Annotated in this window: 2 protein-coding genes; one reads left to right on the forward strand and one right to left on the reverse strand. The window is 68.8% G+C overall.

The window, feature by feature from the left end; all coding sequences use genetic code 11:
* On the reverse strand, window positions 1–362 hold a 362-nt coding region (locus JMF90_RS40410; RefSeq protein WP_236598088.1), incomplete at its 3' end, for a heavy-metal-associated domain-containing protein.
* A 466-nt stretch (window positions 363–828) separates the two neighbouring features.
* Here JMF90_RS40410 and JMF90_RS33450 point away from each other — a divergent pair.
* Window positions 829–2265, forward strand: a complete 1437-nt coding sequence (locus JMF90_RS33450; protein ID WP_011548931.1) for a DUF1254 domain-containing protein — start codon at window positions 829–831, stop codon at window positions 2263–2265.
* The last annotated feature ends 164 nt before the right edge of the window (window positions 2266–2429 follow it).

Consider the following 2429-nt stretch of genomic DNA (forward strand, 5'->3'; position numbering starts at 1 on the left):
ACGCACGACGCGCAGGTCATGCCATCGATATCGAGTTCGATCGTCGTGGCGGCAGCCGGCGCAGACGGCGTTGCGTCGGGCGTCGCGTGCGCCACCTGCGTGGGCGCAACCGCTTCGCCGGCCGCGTCGCGCACCGCGGCGCGATAGCCGGCCTCACGGACGGCGTCAACGAGCTGATCCGGCTCGACGGTCTCCTGCGCGGTGACCGTCGCCGTATGCGCATCCAGATCGACCGCCGCATCGACGACGCCCGGCACGGCGGCCAGCGCGCGCTGCACGCGGCCCGTGCAGCCGCCGCAATGCATGCCGTCGACGTTCAGCTCGATCGTTTGCAGCGCCGCGGAGGCAAGTGGTTCAGTCATGTCGGATTCCCCAAAAGCGCGGTTCGTGCCGCGAATGGTTCCAGTATCAACATTCCCATGATGGTAAGGTCAAGCGTCGGCGACGATGCGACGCAGGTCGATGCGCACAGGGTGTCACAACGCAGGAAAAGCGATCGCCCGGCTTCCGTACGGACAGCCGGTGAGCGCTGAAGCGCCGAGCTTGGCGCTCGCGAGGCGTTTACGGGTCGATGTTCCCGATGCTGTTCCAGATTTTTGCGGAATCCCGTGAACTATTTCAGATTTTTTGACGATTCGGCTAGCGTTTTACCCGTTATTCGGCATATTGGGGGATGCCCTTAGGCGCTATGATACCGGCCTGACATCAGCGCCCCACCGTTACGAAACGTAGCGAAACGGTCATCCGGGCACGCTGGGGTGCCTTGCTTCGCCGTTCGCAAGACGAACAGGGCGTTGACTGAAAAGAACGATATTCGGCCAGTAATCGATGATTGAAAACCAGCGAGAATCAGTTTCTCTGCGACGCGCATGCGCGTCGCTGGCCATTGCGGCGTTGCTTGCGGGATGCGCGTCGCAACCGGACGCGATCCAGCGGAAAACCGGCTGGATGCGCGCGGAAGTCGCCGACTCCTATATCTATGCGTATCCGCTCGTGCTGATGGACGTCGCGAAGGAGGCGGCGACGGGCGGCGACGGCGCGCAGCCGGGGCAGGCGCCGCTCAACACGCTGCGCCACGCGCAGGCGCTGCCGCCCGTCGGCGCGGTCAATCCGCCGCTGCCGGGCGTCGACACGCTCGACTCGACCGGCTGGCTCGACGTCGCCGCCGAACCCATGATCGTCACGCTGCCCGACACGCGCGGCCGCTACTGGGACGCACGCGCGCTCGACATGTGGACGAACGTGCTGTGGTCGTCGTCGAGCGTCGCGGCGCGCGGCGCCCGTGGCGCCGGGCGATCGCAAACGATTGCCTTCGCCGCGAAGGACTGGCAGGGCACGCTGCCGAAGGGCGTACAGCGTGTCGACGTGCCGTCCGCCAATGCGTGGCTCGAAGTGCGGCTGCAGACGAGCGGCGGGCGCGATCTGACGAACGTGAAGAAATTGCAGCGCGCGATCCGCGTGGTGCCGCTGTCGGTCTACACGGGCGCCGAGCGCGGCGCATCGGTCGCGGTCCATGCGGGCAGTGCCCCATCCGAAGCGGTGGGTGGCGGCACGCCGGCCGAACAAGTGACCGCGCTCGACCCGAAGGCGTTCTTCACGCGCTTCGCGCGGGCGCTGCAGGACAATCCGGCGCCGGCCGACGACGCACACGCGCAGGAATCGCTCGGCGACATCGGCGTGACGGCCGGCTACCCGGTGCTGTGGACGGGCGACCGTCTGACGGCCGCGACGGCCGGCGTCGCCGAGGCGCGCGCGCGGCTCGCGACCCCGCCGTCGAACCTGCTGAACGCGAACGGCTGGACCTGGCTGGGCGATACGGCCGGCAAGTACGGCCAGGACTACGCGCTGCGCGCGTATGCGGCCTACACGCAGTTCGGCACCGCGACGCGCGACGACGAGACGCTCGCGATCACCCGCGTCGACAGCGACGGCCACGCGCTGAACGGCGCGAACCGGTACGTGCTGCATTTCGCGCCGGGCGCGCTGCCGCCGGTGCGCGCGTTCTGGACGCTCACGCCGTACACCACCAACGGCGCGTTGCCCGACGTCGGGTCGGCGCGCCGCTCGCTCGGCGATCGCGACCGGCTGCGCCGCAACCACGACGGCTCGATCGACATCGTCGTGTCGGCGTCGCCGGGCGGCACGCATGCGGCCAACTGGCTGCCGGCGCCGCGGACCGATTTCGCGCTCGCGTTGCGCCTCTACGCGCCGAAGCCGCAGGCGAGCGACGGCTCGTGGATGCCGCCCGTCGTCGTCCGGAAATGAACGGTTGACCGCCGCCGTTGTCCGATCGGCGGGCGCGGCGGCGGCGCCCGACCGCCGTACCGTCACCTCCTGAGCCTATACTTTCGGGATAGCGTGCGCGGCCGCCCGGTTCCCCGGTGCGGCCCGGCATCCATTCCCGAGATATTCAAGCATGGCAAGCGCAG

The sequence above is a fragment of the Burkholderia sp. E168m23 genome (assembly GCF_016586125.1).
In the GTDB taxonomy this organism is placed as follows: Bacteria; Pseudomonadota; Gammaproteobacteria; order Burkholderiales; family Burkholderiaceae; genus Burkholderia; species Burkholderia orbicola.